This window comes from Brevundimonas sp. Root608 (genome assembly GCF_001427825.1).
Classification (GTDB): domain Bacteria; phylum Pseudomonadota; class Alphaproteobacteria; order Caulobacterales; family Caulobacteraceae; genus Brevundimonas.
Window position 1 is genome coordinate 16,231 of sequence record NZ_LMGT01000008.1, and the last position, 16,763, is coordinate 32,993.

A 16,763-nucleotide genomic window follows, 5' to 3' on the forward strand; every position below is an offset into this window, starting at 1 on the left:
ATGGAATCAGTGTCTTGAGCGAACGTCAGCGCGGTCTGGGGCGGGGTCTTTCCGCCCTTCTGGGTGAACAGGTGGCCGAGAGCGCCCCGATCGACGGCGCGCCCGCGCCCGCCGGCGTGCGCATGGCCCCGATCGAGAGCCTCAAGCCCAACCCGGAACAGCCCCGCAAGCTGTTCAACAACGAGGATCTGGCCGAGCTGTCGGCGTCGATCCGCGACAAGGGGGTGCTGCAGCCGATCCTGGTGCGGTCGCAGCCGGGCCATGACGGGGTCTGGCAGATCATCGCCGGCGAACGCCGCTGGCGCGCTGCCCAGCTGGCGCGTCTGACCGAAGTGCCGGTCGTCGTCCGCGAGATGGACGATGTCGAGGTGTTCGAGGTGGCGATCATCGAGAACGTCCAGCGCAGCGACCTGAACCCGCTGGAGGAGGCGGACGCCTATCGCATGCTGATGGAGCGGTTCGGCCGCACCCAGGACGCCGTCGCCGGCGTGGTGGGCAAGAGCCGCAGCCATGTGGCCAACACCCTGCGTCTGCTCCAGTTGCCGGAAGAGGTTCTCTGGTTCGTACGGCACGGCAAGATGAGCGCCGGCCACGCCCGCGCCCTGATCACGGCCCCCAACCCGGGCGTCCTGGCCCAGCAGATCGTCGACGAGGGACTGAACGTCCGTCAGGCCGAGGCCCTGGCGCGGCGCGCCGCCGAAGGGCCGAAGCCCGACAAGGCGCGGGCGAAGGTCTCGTCGTCGGGCGAGGGCGCGGCCGATGTCGCCGCGCTTGAGCAGGATCTGGCCGACGCCCTCGGCCTGAAGGTGCAGCTGGCGGACAAGGGCGGCAGGGGCGAGATCACCATCCGCTACGGCTCGCTGGAACAGCTGGACGACCTGTGCCGCCGGCTGATGCGGGGCTGACGGCAACCTGTGCTAGGCTGGGGTCATGACCGACAAGCCGAGCAATCCGACCGCCGAAGCCATGAAGCGCGCCCTCGCCGCCAAGAAGGCGGGCGGGGGACCGTCCCACGGCGGCCTCCACGGCTCGGCCCGCGCCGAGGAAAAGGCCCAGCAGGCCCGCAGCGCCGCCCTGGCCAAGCCCGCCTTCCGCAAGGCGTCGAAGCGGGGGTGATGGCCGGTCTCCTCCCCACGCGTGGGGAGGTGGCGCGGCTTCGCGCCGTGACGGAGGGGGGGCGACGCCGGTCTCGACCGTCTGTATCCCCTGTCTCCCGTTTCTTCCGATCCGTGGTCGAATTCCTCGCGAATCCGTCGCTGAATTCCTCGGCGTTTTCGGGCGGTTTTAAAGCCCGAGTCGCCGCGCCCGGGCGGAGATTTCCAGCAGCAGCCGTTCGGCGATCAGCTGGTCGGGCGAACCGGTGGTCTTGGTCGCCACGTCGGCCGTGTTGATGCTGTCCAGCACCCTGTCGAGATCCTCCAGCCGCCAGCTGCGCGCCTGACGCAGCATCTCGGCCTCCTGTTTCCAGAACACCCCCGCCGCCTTGGCCGCCTCCTTGGCTCCGGCGCCATTGGCCTGAAGCACATTGATGCGGCGCAGGCGGCCCAGGTGGATCGAGGCCTGTCTCACCGCCATGACAGGCGATTCCCCCTCGGCCAGGGCGCGCCGCAGGCCGGACTGGGCCGGGGCCGGGCGGCCGCCGAAGGCCTGCAGCGCGGCGTCCTGAAGGGAGGCGTCGGCCTCGACCCCCAGGTGCTGCTCCAGTTCGGCCACGTCGATGGTCTTGCCCGAGCCGGGGCCGATATAGAGGGCGAGACGCTCGATCTCCTGCCGCATCAGACCGCGTTCGCGGGGCAGGCGGCTGACGAACCGGTCCAGGGCGTCGCCGGTCAGGCCGACCTTGTCCGCCGCCAGGGCCTCGCGCGTCATCCGGGCCACATCGCCCGTCTCATCCTCATAACAGGCGATGCCGACGGCGCCGGACGCCCCCTCGGCGGCCTTGCGCAAGGCGGAATCCCGGCCCAGGGCCCCGGCCTCGATCACCAGCATGGCGTCAGGATTGTAGGCGCCCTCGGCATGGCGCTTGAGCGCCGCGGCCAGCATCTTGTCGATCGAGGCCTTCTCGGACCCCAGCCTCACCCGAACCAGACGGCGGCCGCCGATCATGCTGAGCGCGGTCAGGGCCTCCTCCAGACGCGCCTCGTCGCCGTCGATGTCGCTGTCGGTCAGGACGGTCACGTTGAAGGGGTCGTTCAGGTCGGGGGTGATCGCCCTGCACAGGATTTCGGCGCGTTCACCGACGCCCGAGCGGTCCTTGCCATGGATGACGGCGGCGCGGACGCCGCGGTCGGGCGCGGACAGAAAGCGGTCGACCTCCGGCCGTTTGGTCAGGATCATGCGGCGACCCTCAAGGCCGCGCCGACAGCGCCCGCAGGATGTCCAGCCGGATCAGGCGCGCCAGTTCGGCGGCGGCGCGTTCCTCGCCGTCCTGCTGGGCGGCGATGGCGGCATAGGGCTGGTCGGCGGCGGCGTAGGTGGTGGTGACGGTCTCGACGCCGGCGATCGGTTCGCCGCCGCCCACGGGGGTCAGGGTCCAGGCCCCGCGCACGGTCAATTCATAGCGGGTGGCCGTGTCGTCGATCCGGCGTCCCAACGACTGACGCGACTGCTCAAGCGTGGTCTGCAGCCGCCACAGGGGCTCTCGCGACCCGTCGCGGCCCAGGGCGTCCTGCAGCTGCTCGCGCACGCGATAGCCGAGCCGGTCGTCCTGGGTGGCCACGGCGATCCGCGACAGGGACGAGCCCGCCCCCGCGTCGCCGTACAGGGGCGTGAAGCCGCAGCCGGATAGTCCCACAAGAGAGACAAGCGCGATTACAGACGCCAGTCGGGAGCGAAGCATCAGCCGACCACCAGATTGACGATGCGATCCTTGACCACCACGATCTTCCTCACCGTCTGACCCTCCAGTCGCGCCTGCACATCGGCGTCGGCCATGACGATCGCCTCGACCTCGGCCGGCTCCAGGCCGCGGGCGACGCGGATTTCGCCGCGGCGCTTGCCGTTGACCTGGATCGGCAGGACCACTTCGTCATCCGCCGCCAGGGCCGGATCGAACGCCGGCCAGGGCGCGTCCAGCACCATCCCCCGTTCGCCGAGGCGCGTCCAGCACTCCTCGGCCAGGTGGGGGGTGAAGGGGGCGATCAGCCGGGTCAGGGCGGACAGGGCCTCGCGCCGCGCCGCGCCGCCGGCCCTGGGCGTGTCGCGGATGGTGGCGATGAAGCCGTACAGCTTGGCGATCGCCGAGTTGAAGCGGAAGGCGGCGACGCCTTCGGACACGGCCTTGATGGCCTTGTGCGTCTCGCGGACCAGAGCCGCGTCGGCCTCGGGTTCGCCGGCGGCGGCGGCGTCGAAGCCATCGACCTCGGCCCAGACGCGCTGGACGAACCGGCCGGCGCCCTCGACCCCGCCGGGGGTCCATTGCACGTCGCGTTCGGGTGGACTGTCGCTGAGCACGAACAGGCGGCCGGCGTCGACGCCGTACCCCTCGACGATCTCCTGCGGGGCGACAACGTTCTTCTTAGACTTCGACATCTTCTCGATGTCGCCGATGATCAGGGTCTCGCCGGTCGACAGCTGGCGGGCCGAGCGTTTGCCGGCGTCATTGGTCAGTTCGACATCGGTGGGCTCGACCCAGCCGCCGTCGGCGCGGCGGTAGGTCTCGTGCACCACCATGCCCTGGGTGAACAGGCCGGCGAACGGCTCGCGCACCGACATCAGGCCGGCGTCGCTGAGGGCGCGGCTGATGAAGCGGGCGTAGAGCAGGTGCAGGACGGCGTGTTCGACGCCGCCGATATACTGGTCGACCGGCAGCCATTTGTCGGCGGCCGCCTTCGAGATCGGCTCGGCGGCGGTCGGGTCGGTGAAGCGGGCGAAATACCAGCTGGAGTCGACGAAGGTGTCGAGCGTGTCCGTCTCGCGCACCGCCTCGCCGCCACAGGTCGGGCAGGGGACATGCTTCCATGTCGGGTGCCGGTCCAGCGGATTGCCGGGCGTGTCGAAGGTCACGTCCTTCGGCAGTTCGACCGGCAGCTGGTCGGTCGGCACGCCCACCGGGCCGCATTTGGCGCAGTGGATCACGGGGATGGGACATCCCCAGTATCGCTGGCGGCTGACGCCCCAGTCGCGCAGGCGATAGATGGTCGCGCCCTGGCCCTGACCCGCCGCCTCGACGCGGGCGATGGCCGCGGCCTTGGCCGCTTCGATCTCCATTCCGTCCATGAAATCGGACTGGAACAGGCGACCCGGCCCGACATAAGCCTCTGTAGCGACAGCGAAATCATCGCCCGTCCCGTCGGGCCTCACGACCGGGATCACGGGCAGGGAATATTTGCGGGCGAAGTCGAGGTCGCGCTGGTCGTGGGCCGGGCAGCCGAAGATAGCGCCGGTGCCGTATTCCGACAGGATGAAGTTGGCGATCCAGACCGAGACCTCGCGGCCGTCGAACGGATGGAGCACCTTCAGGCCAGTGTCGAAGCCGATCTTCTCGGCCTGTTCGATCTCGGCCTGGGTCGAGCCGCCCTTTCGGCATTCGGCGATGAAGGCGGCGGCTGCCGGATCGGTTTCGGCGATCTCGCGGGCGATCGGGTGGTCGGGGGCCACGCCCATGAAGCTGGCGCCGAACAGGGTGTCGGGGCGGGTGGTGTAGATCTCCAGACCGTCGGGCGCGGCGGCGGGCGCGTCGCCGGCCCATTTCCATGTCATCTGCAGGCCCTTCGACCGGCCGATCCAGTTCTCCTGCATCAGCCGGACCTTGTCGGGCCAGCGGCCTTCCAGTTCCTTGAGCCCCTCGATCAGGTCGTCGGCGTAGTCGGTGATGCGCAGGAACCACTGGTTCAGCTTGCGCTTCTCGACAATCGCGCCCGAGCGCCAGCCGCGGCCGTCGACGACCTGCTCATTGGCCAGGACGGTGTTGTCGACGGGGTCCCAGTTGACCACCGAGTCCTTGCGATAGACCAGGCCGCGCTTGAACAACTCCAGGAACCAGGCCTGCTGCTTGCCGTAATAGGCCGGGTCGCAGGTGGCGAACTCTCTGGACCAGTCCAGCGACAGGCCCAGCAGCTTCAGCTGGTCGCGCATGGCCGCGATGTTGGACCAGGTCCAGTCGCCGGGATGGACGCCGCGTTCGATGGCCGCGTTCTCGGCGGGCAGGCCGAAGGCGTCCCAGCCCATCGGGTGCAGGACGTCGAACCCCTGCGCCCGCTTCGAGCGCGCCACGACGTCGCCCATGACGTAGTTGCGGGCGTGGCCCATGTGGATGGCCCCCGACGGATAGGGGAACATCTCCAGCACATAGTATTTGGGCTTGCCCGTGCTTTCCGTGGGCGTGCGGAAGGCGTCGGCGGCCGCCCAGCGGGCCTGCTGGCGGGGTTCGGCGGTCTTGGGCTCGTATCGGGCCACGGGAATCCTTCAGGCGTCGCTCCTGAAGGCCGGGCCAGAAGGAGGCGGGGGTCGTAGGGGGAGGGTTAGCCGGCGTTCTGGAGGTTGAGCTGGCGCGCCTTGGTCAGGATGGCGTTTTCCAGGTCGGTCTCGGTCTGGGCCGCCACGCGTGCGCCGATCCACTGGCCGGTCGCGTCGCGGACTTCCTTGGTCACGGTCACGTTCAGCGCGTCGGCGCGCAGACGCGTGTCGAGGATGAAGACCGTGGCCTTGAACCGCTCGTTCGGCGTCGCCGGGTCGGTGTACCAGTCGTAGTTGATGACGCCGCCCCAGGGATCGGCGTTGGCCAGGGGCATGAAGGCCATGGTGTCGAGGGTGGCGCGCCACAGGAAGGCGTTGACGCCGATGCCGGGCTGGCTTGAGGCGGCCGACCGTCGGGCGCCGTCCATGCCGAACACGTCGCCCACCGTGGGCCCGAAGGGGCGTTCGGCCGTGCAGCCGCCAAGCAGGACGCCCGAGGCGATCAGGGCGAGCGTCGCGCCGCGAACCAGCACCATCGAGAAACTCCATTCGATCGAGACGTGCGGCGGACCGTTTCCACCCACGCGCTGGCTCGCCCGAACGTGGGTCGCAGCCGAAGCGAGGCTCTATAACACGGCGAAAAGGGGCGATGACAAGGCGAAGACGCGTCCGGAGCCCAAGGATCGTGTCGGGCGGCGGGCGTTCGCGTGTCGCGAGAGCCGGCGGGCCGTGACGCTCGCGCCACAGGAGTCTTCCAGAGTCGCGCGGAACCCCCCTCCAGCGGCGCCGTTTCGTTGACCGGGCTGACCAGCGGTGTCTAGTTGCTGGAAGAGATCGCGGCGGGACCCCGTCGCGGCGTGAAGGGCAGGACATGCGCGGAAAAAGCGCCGTCATCGCTGGACTGGCCGCGGGGCTTGCGCTCCTGGCCGTGGCCGACGTCGCGTCGGCCCAGACCGCTGCCCGGACCCGCGCGCCCGCCGTCTCCCTGACCGAAGCCCAGTCCGCCCGCGTGGTCGGCAGCCCTTCGCGCCTGCGCTTCACCGAACGCGGCCGCTGGGGCCTCGACCTGAACCTCAGCCAGCCGGAAACGCGCGACAGCAATGTCGGCGACGTCGAGGCCGGCGCCTATTACCGCGTCAATCCGCGCCTTCGCGTGGGCGCCGCCGCCGGCCTCGCCGAGACCGACACCGATCCGGCCCGCGGCCCCCAGACCGAGCGACGCTCGGCTCCGCGCTTCCGGCTGGAATCGATCTTCCGCTTCTGACGCGGGTCAGGCGCTGAACGCCGCCTGGATCGCCGACACCCCCGCCAGACCGCACGCGCCCGAGCCGATGAGGCCGCGCGCGTTCCCGGCGTCTATTCCGCCCAGGGCGTAAACGGGGACGGCCGCCGCCGCCGCCAGCGCCCGGAAAGCCGCCAGTCCCAGCGCGGGCGTATCTGACGAGGCGCCGCCCGCCGCGAAGACCGGCGACAGGACCCGCGCGTGGAGATGCGGGGCGTCCAGCGCGGCGCCGGCGTGAGCCGCGCCGGTGATCAGCCAGTCGGGGCGCGTCTCTGACAGGGACCGGGCCTGATCCAGCGCCCGTTCGGGCAGATGAAGGCCGTCCGCACCGACGGCCCCGGCCAGATCCGCATCGAGACCGATCAGCAGGATTACACCGCCCGCCGCCGTGGTCTCGCGCAGCCGCAACGCCGTTTCACGGGCGTCCGGTCGGCCGAAATGGCGGAACACGACGCCGGAGCCCGCGGGCAAGCCCGCGGCCGTCTCCCAGGGACGCGGGGTGCGGACAGGGTCGGTGAAGAACAGCAGGGGCGGCAGAGGCCGCGGCGAGCGGCTGACTTTGGCGGCGTCGCGTGCGAGGACACGGGCGACTTCCCACAGGGTTTCGGCGTCCGAGCGGTTCATGGCCTCCTCATCCCCCGATCACACGGGCGCGTCCAGCGTCGCCCGCCGCCTCGAGGCGGTCCAGCGGCGGATGGCCGAGGCCAGCGCCGCCGCCGGCCGCGCGCCCGACAGCGTCGTCCTGACCACCGTGACCAAGACCCAGCCGCCCGAGGCGATCGACGCCATTCTCGCGGCCGGCCAGCGGGTGTTCGGCGAGAACCGGGTGCAGGAGGCCCGGGCGCGATGGGCGGAGCGCCGCGCGGCGACGCCTGATCTCGAACTGCGCCTCATCGGGCCGCTGCAGACCAACAAGGCCGCGGACGCCGTCGCCCTGTTCGACGTGATCGAGACGCTGGACCGGCCGAAATTGGCCGAGGTCCTGGCGGCCGCGGGCGCGAAGGCCGGCAAGACGCCGCGGGTGCTGGTCCAGGTCAACACCGGGGCCGAGCCGCAGAAGGCCGGCGTCCTGCCCGGGGACGCCGACGCCCTGATCGCGCAGGCCCGGGCGCTGGGCCTGAGGGTCGAGGGGCTGATGTGCATTCCGCCCGCGGACGAAGAGCCGGACTCCCACTTCGCCCTGCTGGGAGAGATCGCCCGTCGCAACGGGCTGGCGGTCCTGTCGATGGGGATGAGCGGCGACTATGAGACCGCCATCCGCTTCGGCGCGACCCATGTGCGAGTCGGTTCGGCGCTGTTCGGGGAACGAAACACCCTTCAAACACCCTCTATGGACTGAAAACCGCGCCGCTTGCGGTCCAACCCTTGGCGGAACCGCCGACGCTCGCCATTCTGGTACCCATGCCCACGCCCAAGACCATATTGATCATCGACGACGACGACGACCTGCGCGAGGCGCTGGCCGAGCAACTCGCGTTGCACGAAGCCTTCCGGCCGGTGCAGGCCTCGACCGCCGCCGAAGGCGTCCGCATGGGGCGCGAGGTGCGCGCCGACCTGATCCTGCTGGATGTCGATCTGCCTGACATGGACGGCCGCGAGGCCTGCCGGCTGCTGCGCAAGGACGGGGTGTCGACGCCGATCATCATGCTGACCGGCCAGACGTCGGATTCCGACACCGTGCTGGGGCTGGAGTCGGGGGCCAACGACTATGTCACCAAGCCCTTCCGCTTCGCCGTCCTGCTGGCCCGCATCCGGGCCCATCTGCGCAGCCACGAACAGTCCGAGGACGCCGTCTTCCGCATCGGCCCCTATGAGTTCCGGCCCGCCGCCAAGGTCCTGGTCGACGACAAGGCGCGCAAGGTGCGCCTGACCGAGAAGGAAACCAGCATCCTGAAATACCTCTATCGCGCCGGGGCCAAGGCCGTGTCGCGCGAAGAGCTGCTGACCGAGGTCTGGGGCTATAACGCCGGGGTCACGACCCACACGCTGGAAACCCACATCTACCGCCTGCGCCAGAAGATCGAGCCCGAGCCGGGCCAGGCGCGGCTGCTGCTGACCGACGCGGGCGGGTACCGGCTGCAGCCGTGATCCGGTGGCGTTGGGCCGAAACGGCCTTCCGCATCAGGATTGTCCGCCGGCCTGCCGGGGAAGCGCCGGAATGGGTGCGGGACGCATGGATCGGCATCGAGATCCCGCTGCTGGTCGCGGAGCCGGTGTCGACATCCGGCTTCGGCGTTCTGACCGGTCCCAAGAATATCGTTCTCGACTGGTTTCTATGCCTTGCCGGACGAGCGAAGCCGGTCGCAGGCTATGTGGTCGCGGCGGATACCGCGGTCGCCTGCTTGGCCGAGCATGCGCCCGCCGCTGCCGACTGGTGGCGAACCGAGGTCCCTTATCTTGTCAGACCGGGGGCGCGGTTCGTGTTCGATGAGCCGTCCTCTGAACGGATTGGCTAGACCGCCAGATCGACCGTGACCGGCGCGTGGTCGCTGGGCTGGGTCCATTCGCGGACCGTGTCGTGGATGCGGGCCGAGCCGGCGGCGACCGCCGGGGTCAGGCCGGGCGAGGTCCAGAGGTGGTCGAGGCGCAGGCCGCGGTTGGACTTGCGGAAGTCGGCGGCGCGGTAGCTCCACCAGCTGGCCAGTTTGGTCGGTTCGGGGATCTGGTCGCGGACCACGTCGGCGAAGCCGCCGGCGGCCTGGAGGCGGCGCAGGGTCTCGACCTCCAGCGGCGTGTGGCTGACGATCTTCGACATGTAGCGGTGGTTCCAGACGTCGTTCTCGCCCGGGGCGATGTTGAAGTCGCCCGCCAGCACCAGCGGGCGCTGTCTGTCCCGGCCCGCCATCTCGGCGGTGAGCCGCTCGTAGAAGTCCATCTTGTGATCGAATTTCGGGTTCAGCGCCCGGTCGGGCGTGTCGCCGCCGGCGGGGATGTAGAAATTCTGGATCTCGACACCTTCGACGACCACCCCGACGCAACGGGCGTGTTTCTCACGGCAGACGTCGAGCGCCGGGGCCGCCGTGATCGGCTTGCGGCTGGCGATGGCGACGCCGTGCCAGCCCTTCTGGCCGCCGATCTTCAGGTGGGGCAGGCCCATGGCCTCGAAGGCGGCGCGGGGGAACTGGTCCTCGAGGCATTTGATCTCCTGCAGGCACAGGACGTCGGTGCCGCTCTCCTCGACGAAGCGAGCGACCTGGTCGATGCGCAGGCGGACGGAGTTGATGTTCCAGGTGGCGATGCGAAGCATGGCTGGGCTCTAGCACACAAAAAAGCGCCCGATCGGAGGGACCGGGCGCTGGAAGGTTCGTCTCTCGCCGCCGGGAAGGGGATGAAATCCGTAGCGGTCAGGCCGACTCCCGCCGACCTGTTGCCAAAGTGCCACGCGCCGGAAAAAATGTCAAACTCCCCTCGGGCGGGAATCAGCTCCGGCGGGGGCGGCGCGTCGGATCGCTGAGCTGGAACAGGCTGGCGGCGAGGCCGGGGGCCGGCTGCAGAGAGGTCAGCTGGGTGCGGGTGCGGCCGCCCTGGGCGTCGGTGATCGTCCATTCGTGCAGACGCAGGGGCGAACCCGCGAAGGACAGGATGACCGAACCGTCATTGGGACGACGGTTGTCCCGGGCGGTGATGGCGAAGGCGCCCGAGGCCATGCGGGTCACGCGGTCGATGCGCACGCCCTGGTCCAGACGCACGGTCCGGGCGAGGAAGGTCGACAGCGGGGTCGAACCCAGCGGCACCTGACGGAAGACGTTCAGGCGCGGGTCGTAGCGTTTGACGTTCGAACCGTCCGACACGACCAGCAGGCCGGCCGGGTTGGTGTATTCGAAGCGCATCTTGCCCGGGCGCTGCAGCCAGAAGCGGCCCTCGCGGCGCTGGGCCCCCGAGGTCTCGACGAAATTGCCCCGGGCCGAGGTCAGGCCCTGCAGATAGGCCTGGGCCTGGGCCACGACGGCGCGGTCCTCGGCCGACAGGCCGGACTGGGCGGCCGCCGGCAGGGCGGCGACCGCGGCGAGGGCGGCGGATCCAAGAGCGAAGGCGCGGCGCGAGACGGTCATAGGGGTCTTCTCCCGTTCGGGATGGTTGTCGATCATGCCGTCATGCGGAACGCGAAAGGCCGGGGCATGGCCCGAGCCTGACCATATTCCGGCGCTGCGATGAAGCCCTGTTCAGCTTCACCCGGGGACGGCGGGCCCTGACGAACGCGGACAGGGCCGCTCCGTTGCGCAGAACCGGAGGGAGAGTCCGCTCGCAAACAGGGGACATTGCGGACACATCGGACTCTTTTCCCTCTCCTTCCAGCGCCGCGAAACAGCGACCCTCCATCATACCGCCGCCGCCGAGGGCGCCAGGAATAAGGGCGAAAAAAATGGAAAGCCGTGTGAAATCAGCGCGATGGGCTCCCGCCGACTGCTACATTGGCGGCGGGCCGGCGAGGATGTCGCGCTTGCCGGCGTGGTTGGCCTGGCTGACGACGCCTTCCTGCTCCATCCGTTCGATCAGGGAGGCGGCGCGGTTGTAGCCGATCTGCAGGCGGCGCTGGATGTAGCTGGTCGAGGCCTTGCGGTCGCGGGTGACCACGGCCACGGCGCGGTCGTAGAGGTCGTCGCCCGAGCCGCCGCCGCCCTCGTCGTCGAAGGCCGCGTCGCCGTCGCCGTCCGGATCGTCGGTGATCAGGTCGAGGTAGTCGGGCTCGGCCTGGCCGCGCAGGTGTTTGCAGACCTCGTCGACCTCCTGGTCCGTCACGAACGGGCCGTGCAGGCGGGTGATGCGGCCGCCGCCGGCCATGTAGAGCATGTCGCCCTGGCCCAGCAGCTGTTCGCCGCCCTGTTCGCCGAGGATGGTGCGGCTGTCGATCTTCGAGGTGACCTGGAAGCTGATCCGGGTCGGGAAATTGGCCTTGATGGTGCCGGTGATGACGTCGACCGACGGGCGCTGGGTGGCCATGATCAGGTGGATGCCGGCGGCCCGGGCCATCTGGGCCAGACGCTGCACCGCGCCCTCGACGTCCTTGCCGGCGACCAGCATCAGGTCGGCCATCTCGTCCATGACGACGACGAGGAAGGGCAGGGGTTCGGGGCGGATCTTCTCGGACTCGTAGACGGGACGGCCCTGGTCGTCGAAGCCGGTCTGGACGGTGCGCTCGAAATGCTCGCCCTTGGCCACGGCCTCGCGGGCGCGCTCGTTGTAGGAGGCGATATTGCGCACGCCGAGCTTGGACATGCGGCGATAGCGGTCCTCCATCTCGCGCACGGTCCATTTCAGTGCGACGACGGCCTTCTTGGGATCGGTGACGACCGGGGCCAGCAGGTGCGGGATGCCGTCATAGACCGACAGCTCCAGCATCTTGGGGTCGATCATGATGAAGCGGCACTCGGCCGGCGTCATCCGGTAGAGGATCGACAGGATCATCGCATTGACGCCGACCGACTTGCCCGAGCCGGTGGTGCCGGCGATCAGCAGGTGGGGCATGCGCGCCAGGTCGGCGACATAGGGCTCGCCGCCGATGGTCTCGCCCAGGGCCAGCGGCAGCAGGTGGGCGGGCTTGTCGTATTCGGTCGAGGCCAGCAGGTCGCGCAGATAGACGGTCTCGCGCCTGGCGTTGGGCAGTTCGATGCCGATGGCGTTGCGGCCGGGGACGACCGAGATGCGGCAGGCGCGGGCGGACATGGAGCGGGCGATGTCGTCGGACAGGGCCACCACGCGGCCGTGCTTGACCCCGGGCGCGGGCACCAGTTCGTACAGGGTGACGACGGGGCCGGGGCGGATCTGGTCGATGACGCCGCGCACGCCGAATTCCTGCAGCACGCCCTCCAGCATCTTGGCGTTCTGCTTCAGCGCCTCCTCGTCGACCGAGGCGACCCGCTTGGCCGGCTTGGTCAGCATGCCCAGCGGCGGCAGTTCGAATCCGCCGGAAGGCCGGGCGAAGTCGAAGGCGGCCTGGCTGTCGTCGAGCTCGCGCTTCGAGGCCTTGGGGGCCTTGGCGGCGGCGACCTTCGGCTCGGGCGCGTCGCGGGCGGGGACGGGACCGTCCCACGGCGGCTCATCCCGCGCGTCGAGCCCGATCGGGGCATAGTCGTCGGGTTCGGGCGCCGGGCGCGGGCGGGGCGGCGCCTTGACGGCGGCGCGGCGGGCTTTCGCCGGAGGCGGGGCCATGGAGCGGCCGCTGCGGGCCCAGGCGAAGGCGTCGCCGAGGTCGGACGCGCGCAGGCCGATGGCGTAACCGATAGCCCACAGCGCCATGGGCAGGAATAGCACGCCGGCGATGACCGGAGCGCCGGGAAGGCGCAGGGCCGTGCAGGCCATGCGGATCAGGCCGACGATGGCGTCGCCCCACAGGCCGCCGAGGCCCGCGGCCAGCGGCCAGGCAGCGGGCGGGGCCAGCGCCGACAGGGCCGCGGACAGGGCCAGGACGCCGCCGGCGGCCGAGAGCGCCTTCAACGCCGTGGGCTTGAGCCGTTGCTGGATCACGTCGCCGATGGCCGCGGCCAGACCGAAGGCGATCAGCAGCAGGGCGGCGGGAAAGGCGGCCAGGCCCAGCGACTGCATGAACAGGTCGGCGAACAGGGCGCCGTTCAGGCCCAGCCAGTTGGTCGGGGCGACGCCGGAGGCGGCGTTGAGGCTGGGATCGGCCGGATTCCACGACACCAGGGCGGCCAGCAGCAGCGCCGCCAGCAGGGCCTGGAGCACGCCGCGGAATTTGATGGCGATGGGCGCGCCCCAGACGATGCGGGCGCTCTCGAAGGCGCGATGGCCGATGGCGAGGGCGGCGGACATTGCGGCGACGGACTCCGGAGGATCGAACTGAACCGTCATTGTCGCCCTCGCAGGGTTAAGAGGCTGTTTACCAGCTCCGTCGAACCGCGACCTTGCGGCACTGGACGCGCCCCCGATCCGGCGCGACAACCGCGGCATGAGCACGCCCGACCGTCATGACGTCATCATCGCCGGCGCCGGCCTGGCCGGGGCGACCTTCGCCCTTGCCGCCGCACAGGGCGGGCTGAAGGTCGTGCTGTTCGATCCGCAGCCGTTCTCGCTGCAGCTGGCGCCGACGTTCGACGGACGGTCGACGGCCATCGCCTTCTCGACCTTCCGCATGCTGGACGCGCTGGGGGTCGGCGCGGCCCTGCGGCCCCACGCCTGCCGGATGGACCGGATTCTGGTCACCGACGGGCGGCGGCCGGGGGCGGCGTCGCGGCCCGCCGGATCCGCCTTCCTGCGCTTCGACGCCGACGAGATCGGCGACCGCACCGACGGCGAGCCCCTCGGCTATATGGTCGAGAACCGGCGTATCCGGACGGCGCTGGCCGAGGCCGTCACGGCCGCCGGGATCGAGATCCGGGCGCCCGCCGCCGCCGCCAGGATCGAAGCCGGGCCCGGTCTTTCGACCGTGACGCTGACGGACGGCTCCCGGCTTCAGGCGCCCCTGGTCGTGGGCGCGGAGGGCCGCTTCTCGCCTGTGAGACAAAGCGCGGGCATCGAGACGGTCGGCTGGGGCTATGGACAGAGCGGGGTCGTGGCGACCGTGTCCCTGGGCCGGGACCATGGCAATGTCGCCCATGAGTATTTCCTGCCCTCTGGCCCGTTCGCCATCCTGCCGCTGACGGAACAGCGCGCCAGCCTGGTGTGGACCGAGACGACGCGCCGGGCGGAGGCGCTGAAGGCCGCCTCGGACGCCGCCTTCCAGTCGCATCTGATGCGGCGGTTCGGCGACTTCCTCGAGGATGTGACGGTGGTCGGGCCGCGCTTCGTCTATCCGTTGTCGCTGCAGCTGGCCGAGGCCCTGACCGGCCCGCGCGCCGCCCTGATCGGCGACGCCGCCCACGGGGTGCATCCGGTGGCGGGCCAGGGGCTGAACATGGGGCTGAAGGACGCGGCCGCCCTGGCCGAGGTGCTGGTCGAGGCCATGCGGCTGGGCGAGGACATCGGCTCGGAGACGGTGCTGGACCGCTACGCCCGCTGGCGGCGGTTCGACAACGTCGCCCTGGCGGCGGGGTTCGACGCCTTCGTGCGGCTGTTCTCGAACGACGTCGCGCCGGTGCGCCTGGCCCGGGGTCTGGGCATCGCCGCCGTCAATCGCATCCCGGCCCTGCGCCGCGCCTTCATGCACGAGGCGGGCGGGGCGACGGGGGACTTGCCGCGGTTGCTGAGGGGCGAGGCGGTCTAGTTTTCTCTCCGCTCAACCCGGCTTTCGCCGGGATGAGCGGAGTGGCGTTAGTCCAGCGTCCGCGCCTCTTCCGGCAGCATGATCGGCACGCCGTCGCGGATCGGATAGGCCAGCTTCGCGCCCTTCGACACCAGCTCCTGACGCTCGCGGTCATAGGTCAGCTTGCCGCGCGTGACCGGGCAGACCAGCACTTCCAGCAGGCGGGGATCGACCGAGGCGGGGGTGTGGAAGGTGTCGGACATGGCTCGGTGGCTAGTGGCTGGTGACGAGGAAGACCGTAGGGCGCCGAGGCAGTGTTGGCGACAGCCGGAATGCCGCGCACCAATCACCAGCCGCCAGCCCCTGCCCTCACTGGATCGACGGCGTCTCGCCCTCGCCGTCGCTGGCGGCGTCGATGGTCAGCAGGGCGGTCAGGACGGCGGAGCGGTCGGTCAGGCTGACGGCTTCCAGCAGGGCCTGTTTCTCCGGCGGCTCGAACGGCAGGGCCATGGACAGGCTGTTGATCAGGGCCTCGGGCGGGGCGGTCTCGGCGGTGTCCCAGTCTATGTCGAGGCCGCGCGTCTCGAGATAGGCGCGCAGGGCGTCCAGCAGGCCGTCCCGGTCAAGGCCGACGTCATCGACGGGCGGCGCGCTGAGGTCGTTCTCGAAGGGGGCGAAGTCGGCGCGGATCTGGCGATAGGGCGTCTGGGCGGGCAGTTCGCTGGCCAGACGGAAGCGGGCGCAGCCGGTCAGGGTGATCAGATAGCGGCCGTCCGAGGTCTCGGCGAAGCTGGTGATGCGGCCGGCGCAGCCGACCGGGGCCAGGCTGGGCAGACGGCGCGGCCCCACCTGGGGCTGCAGCATGCCGATGATGCGGTCGCCGGCCATGGCGTCGTCGACCATGTTCAGATAGCGCGGCTCGAAGATGTTCAGGGGCAGCTGGCCGCGCGGCAGCAGGATGGCGCCCGGCAGCGGGAACACCGGGATCACCTGCGGCAGGTCGACGGCCTTCACATATCCCTGCGCCACCCGGGTCTCCTATGCGAACAGGATGGAGGACAGGCGGCGGCGCCCGTCGCGGGCGACCTCGGACGCCCCGCCGGCGGCGTCGAACACGACCAGCAGCTGTTTGCGGGCGGCCTGGTCGTTCCACTCCCGGTCGGCGGCGACGATGGCCAGCAGGCTCTCGACCGCCCCCTGCAGATCGCCGGCCGCGGCCTGGGCCAAGGACAGGTCGTAGCGGGCCTGATGGTCGGCCGGATCGGCGGCGACCCGGGCTTCCAGTTCGGATGCGGCGCCGCTCGGGGCGGCCGAGGCGAGCGACAACTGCGCACGCACGCTCTGGACCGTCGGCTCTCTGGAATCCTGCGGCGCCATGGCGATGGTCTGGCGGGCCTGGTCCGTGTCGCCGTCGGCGAGATAGACGCGCGCCATGCCGGCGATGGCCTTTTCGTTGGCCGGCTCCAGCGTCAGCAGCTGGGCGAAGGCCTGGGCCGCGCCGCCGAGGTCGTTCAGCGACAGGGACTCCTCGCCCAGGGACAGCAGCTGTTCGATGTCGGAGTTGGCGCTCTCGCCGCCGGTCAGCTTGTCGATGAAGGCCTTGAGCTGGCTGTCGGGCACGGCGCCCTGGAAGCCGTCGACCGGCTGGCCGTTGACGAAGGCGTAGACGGTGGGGATCGACTGGACGCGCAGCTGGCCGGCGTAGGCCGGGTTCTTGTCGACATCGATCTTGACCAGTTTGACGGCCCCGCCGGCGGCGCGCACGGCCTTTTCGATCATCGGCGTCAGCGTCCGGCACGGCCCGCACCAGGTGGCCCAGAAATCGACCAGCACGGGCTGGGTCTTCGAGGCCTCGATGACGTCGGTCATGAAGCCGGCGTCGGAGCCGTCCTTGATCAGGTCATCCGGCAGGGTGATGGGGTCGGCGAGGCTCATGATCGTCCT

The 16,763-nt window shown here is 70.4% G+C and carries 18 protein-coding genes; 7 read left to right on the forward strand and 11 right to left on the reverse strand.

Annotated elements, in window-relative coordinates:
* Positions 1–14: 14 nt before the first annotated feature.
* Both ASD59_RS11605 and ASD59_RS11610 read left to right on the forward strand, forming a co-directional pair.
* Entirely contained in the window at positions 15–905 is an 891-nt protein-coding gene (locus tag ASD59_RS11605; RefSeq protein WP_055831818.1) for a ParB/RepB/Spo0J family partition protein, read from the forward strand.
* A 25-nt stretch (positions 906–930) separates the two neighbouring features.
* Positions 931–1,116 (forward strand): hypothetical protein, encoded by a 186-nt coding sequence (locus tag ASD59_RS11610; RefSeq protein WP_055831819.1) that lies wholly within the window; start codon positions 931–933, stop codon positions 1,114–1,116.
* 168 nt (positions 1,117–1,284) lie between these two features.
* On the opposite strand, the gene holA is transcribed toward ASD59_RS11610, so the two are convergent.
* From holA to ASD59_RS11630, 4 genes are all read right to left on the reverse strand, one after another.
* Positions 1,285–2,337, reverse strand: coding sequence for a DNA polymerase III subunit delta (gene holA / locus ASD59_RS11615; protein WP_055831822.1), 1,053 nt, complete (start codon positions 2,335–2,337; stop codon positions 1,285–1,287).
* A 10-nt stretch (positions 2,338–2,347) separates the two neighbouring features.
* Complete coding sequence (gene lptE / locus ASD59_RS11620) at positions 2,348–2,839, reverse strand: LPS assembly lipoprotein LptE (RefSeq protein WP_055831823.1); 492 nt, start codon at positions 2,837–2,839, stop codon at positions 2,348–2,350.
* Positions 2,839–5,397, reverse strand: coding sequence for a leucine--tRNA ligase (leuS, locus tag ASD59_RS11625; protein ID WP_055831825.1), 2,559 nt, complete (start codon positions 5,395–5,397; stop codon positions 2,839–2,841). The genes lptE and leuS overlap by 1 nt, the downstream gene beginning before the upstream one ends.
* Positions 5,398–5,462: 65 nt before the next feature.
* The gene (locus tag ASD59_RS11630; protein ID WP_055831827.1) at positions 5,463–5,933 is read right to left on the reverse strand and encodes a DUF3576 domain-containing protein; all 471 of its coding nucleotides are present in this window, start codon (positions 5,931–5,933) and stop codon (positions 5,463–5,465) included.
* Positions 5,934–6,268: 335 nt separating this feature from the next.
* Between ASD59_RS11630 and ASD59_RS11635 the strand changes: the two genes are divergently transcribed.
* A complete protein-coding gene (locus ASD59_RS11635) occupies positions 6,269–6,661 on the forward strand; it encodes an NtrZ family periplasmic regulatory protein (RefSeq protein ID WP_055831829.1) in 393 nt (130 codons plus the stop codon).
* Between the two features lie 6 nt (positions 6,662–6,667).
* Here the strand turns inward: ASD59_RS11635 and ASD59_RS11640 are convergent, their stop codons facing one another.
* Complete coding sequence (locus ASD59_RS11640) at positions 6,668–7,303, reverse strand: thiamine phosphate synthase (protein ID WP_055831831.1); 636 nt, start codon at positions 7,301–7,303, stop codon at positions 6,668–6,670.
* On the opposite strand from ASD59_RS11640, the gene ASD59_RS11645 reads away from it, so the two are divergent.
* The 3 genes from ASD59_RS11645 (at position 7,302) to ASD59_RS11655 (ending at position 9,135) form a co-directional block, all read left to right on the forward strand.
* The gene (locus tag ASD59_RS11645; RefSeq protein ID WP_055831834.1) at positions 7,302–8,018 is read left to right on the forward strand and encodes a YggS family pyridoxal phosphate-dependent enzyme; all 717 of its coding nucleotides are present in this window, start codon (positions 7,302–7,304) and stop codon (positions 8,016–8,018) included. The two genes, ASD59_RS11640 and ASD59_RS11645, sit on opposite strands and share 2 nt — an antisense overlap.
* Positions 8,019–8,080: 62 nt before the next feature.
* The gene (locus ASD59_RS11650; protein WP_055831835.1) at positions 8,081–8,767 is read left to right on the forward strand and encodes a response regulator transcription factor; all 687 of its coding nucleotides are present in this window, start codon (positions 8,081–8,083) and stop codon (positions 8,765–8,767) included.
* Positions 8,764–9,135 (forward strand): hypothetical protein, encoded by a 372-nt coding sequence (locus tag ASD59_RS11655; protein ID WP_055831837.1) that lies wholly within the window; start codon positions 8,764–8,766, stop codon positions 9,133–9,135. Before ASD59_RS11650 ends, ASD59_RS11655 begins: the two co-directional genes overlap by 4 nt.
* Here ASD59_RS11655 and ASD59_RS11660 read toward each other — a convergent pair.
* The 3 genes from ASD59_RS11660 to ASD59_RS11670 all read right to left on the reverse strand — a co-directional run bounded on the left by ASD59_RS11660 (position 9,132) and on the right by ASD59_RS11670 (position 13,450).
* Positions 9,132–9,926, reverse strand: coding sequence for an exodeoxyribonuclease III (locus ASD59_RS11660; RefSeq protein WP_055831840.1), 795 nt, complete (start codon positions 9,924–9,926; stop codon positions 9,132–9,134). The genes ASD59_RS11655 and ASD59_RS11660 overlap by 4 nt on opposite strands.
* Before the next feature lie 172 nt (positions 9,927–10,098).
* Positions 10,099–10,731, reverse strand: a complete 633-nt coding sequence (locus ASD59_RS11665; RefSeq protein ID WP_055831991.1) for a LolA family protein — start codon at positions 10,729–10,731, stop codon at positions 10,099–10,101.
* A 355-nt stretch (positions 10,732–11,086) separates the two neighbouring features.
* Positions 11,087–13,450 (reverse strand): FtsK/SpoIIIE family DNA translocase, encoded by a 2,364-nt coding sequence (locus tag ASD59_RS11670; protein ID WP_055831993.1) that lies wholly within the window; start codon positions 13,448–13,450, stop codon positions 11,087–11,089.
* A gap of 136 nt (positions 13,451–13,586) precedes the next feature.
* On the opposite strand from ASD59_RS11670, the gene ASD59_RS11675 reads away from it, so the two are divergent.
* Complete coding sequence (locus tag ASD59_RS11675) at positions 13,587–14,840, forward strand: UbiH/UbiF/VisC/COQ6 family ubiquinone biosynthesis hydroxylase (protein ID WP_055831842.1); 1,254 nt, start codon at positions 13,587–13,589, stop codon at positions 14,838–14,840.
* A gap of 47 nt (positions 14,841–14,887) precedes the next feature.
* Here ASD59_RS11675 and ASD59_RS11680 read toward each other — a convergent pair whose 3' ends face one another.
* The 3 genes from ASD59_RS11680 to trxA form a co-directional block, all read right to left on the reverse strand.
* Positions 14,888–15,082 carry a Trm112 family protein gene (locus ASD59_RS11680; protein ID WP_055831844.1) on the reverse strand — a complete coding sequence of 65 codons (195 nt, stop codon included), beginning with the start codon at positions 15,080–15,082 and terminating at the stop codon, positions 14,888–14,890.
* Between the two features lie 106 nt (positions 15,083–15,188).
* Positions 15,189–15,848, reverse strand: coding sequence for an LON peptidase substrate-binding domain-containing protein (locus tag ASD59_RS11685; protein ID WP_055831846.1), 660 nt, complete (start codon positions 15,846–15,848; stop codon positions 15,189–15,191).
* Positions 15,849–15,857: 9 nt separating this feature from the next.
* Positions 15,858–16,754, reverse strand: coding sequence for a thioredoxin (gene trxA / locus ASD59_RS11690; protein WP_055831848.1), 897 nt, complete (start codon positions 16,752–16,754; stop codon positions 15,858–15,860).
* Positions 16,755–16,763 lie beyond the last annotated feature (9 nt).

Bases quoted from the DNA above. Each gene is read 5' to 3' on its own strand.
- ASD59_RS11665 (WP_055831991.1), bottom strand. From the start codon at position 10,731: ATGACCGTCTCGCGCCGCGCCTTCGCTCTTGGATCCGCCGCCCTCGCC.
- lptE (WP_055831823.1), bottom strand. From the start codon at position 2,839: ATGCTTCGCTCCCGACTGGCGTCTGTAATCGCGCTTGTCTCTCTTGTG.
- ASD59_RS11635 (WP_055831829.1), top strand. From the start codon at position 6,269: ATGCGCGGAAAAAGCGCCGTCATCGCTGGACTGGCCGCGGGGCTTGCG.
- ASD59_RS11640 (WP_055831831.1), bottom strand. From the start codon at position 7,303: ATGAACCGCTCGGACGCCGAAACCCTGTGGGAAGTCGCCCGTGTCCTC.
- ASD59_RS11650 (WP_055831835.1), top strand. From the start codon at position 8,081: ATGCCCACGCCCAAGACCATATTGATCATCGACGACGACGACGACCTG.
- ASD59_RS11610 (WP_055831819.1), top strand. From the start codon at position 931: ATGACCGACAAGCCGAGCAATCCGACCGCCGAAGCCATGAAGCGCGCC.
- ASD59_RS11670 (WP_055831993.1), bottom strand. From the start codon at position 13,450: ATGTCCGCCGCCCTCGCCATCGGCCATCGCGCCTTCGAGAGCGCCCGC.
- ASD59_RS11680 (WP_055831844.1), bottom strand. From the start codon at position 15,082: ATGTCCGACACCTTCCACACCCCCGCCTCGGTCGATCCCCGCCTGCTG.
- ASD59_RS11660 (WP_055831840.1), bottom strand. From the start codon at position 9,926: ATGCTTCGCATCGCCACCTGGAACATCAACTCCGTCCGCCTGCGCATC.
- holA (WP_055831822.1), bottom strand. From the start codon at position 2,337: ATGATCCTGACCAAACGGCCGGAGGTCGACCGCTTTCTGTCCGCGCCC.
- ASD59_RS11675 (WP_055831842.1), top strand. From the start codon at position 13,587: ATGAGCACGCCCGACCGTCATGACGTCATCATCGCCGGCGCCGGCCTG.
- ASD59_RS11645 (WP_055831834.1), top strand. From the start codon at position 7,302: ATGGCCTCCTCATCCCCCGATCACACGGGCGCGTCCAGCGTCGCCCGC.
- ASD59_RS11630 (WP_055831827.1), bottom strand. From the start codon at position 5,933: ATGGTGCTGGTTCGCGGCGCGACGCTCGCCCTGATCGCCTCGGGCGTC.
- trxA (WP_055831848.1), bottom strand. From the start codon at position 16,754: ATGAGCCTCGCCGACCCCATCACCCTGCCGGATGACCTGATCAAGGAC.